The organism is Peptoclostridium sp. AF21-18, assembly GCF_003478825.1.
In the GTDB taxonomy this organism is placed as follows: domain Bacteria; phylum Bacillota; class Clostridia; order Peptostreptococcales; family Peptostreptococcaceae; genus Peptacetobacter.
Genome location: NZ_QUGE01000005.1, coordinates 131,235 through 132,074 on the forward strand (window position 1 = coordinate 131,235; position 840 = coordinate 132,074).

Annotated in this window: 1 protein-coding gene; it reads right to left on the reverse strand. The window is 27.4% G+C overall.

What is annotated here, in order from left to right; all coding sequences use genetic code 11:
* Window positions 1–791: IS91 family transposase (locus DWX74_RS04310; protein WP_199647550.1), on the reverse strand; the 791-nt coding region annotated here is incomplete at its 3' end.
* Window positions 792–840: the final 49 nt, after the last annotated feature.

Consider the following 840-nt stretch of genomic DNA (forward strand, 5'->3'; position numbering starts at 1 on the left):
TCAGCGATAGCTGGTCTAGCCAAATATCTACCTATATATTGAGTTGCCTGTTTTATATTAGTTAAACGTCTTTCTGCATTTACATAGAATTCTTTCTTATATAGCTTATTTATCAAATTTCTAGTTTTTCTATCTCTAAAATTGTTTTTTATTATACCTAGTACCAACTTTCGCCATACCTTTTTCATATATGTATATGGTATGAAATCTAATTTTTTAAACCACTTATTATTTCTATCTATTCCCCCTTCGGTGTATAAGACATGTATATGAGGATTCCATTTTAAATCTCCACCAAAGGTATGCACTACGGCAATTGCTCCTAATTCATAATCTCCTTTTGTTTTCTTTTTATGAAAACTATCCAATACCTTATATGCAGTATCTTGTAAGTCTTTTAAAAGCTCTCGCTTTCTATAGAAATATACTCTTAAATCCTCTGGAATTGTAAAAACTGCATGTCTATGAGAAACATCAAGCATATTTTTTACCTGTTTTTCTGCCCATTCCATAGAATATTTTCTACCACATTTTGTACAAAATTTACTTTTACAAGTGAATCCTTGAATATACTCCTCTCCACAATCTATACATTTGTGTTTTATATATCCATTTTCTATATTTCCACAATTTAAAGCTTTTGTCACAGTATTTTCTATCTGTTCTCTCATTTCTCTTCTAACTTTATTCCAATATTTTAGTTTAAATTCTTCGAAGTGATTTTTTAATATTTTATTAATTATTTTTTCATCTTTTCGCTTTTTCAATACATTCATATTACTATTGTACACAAGTTTTCCACAGTTTTAAATTATTATAATTTCCTTAAGAATAAAAAAA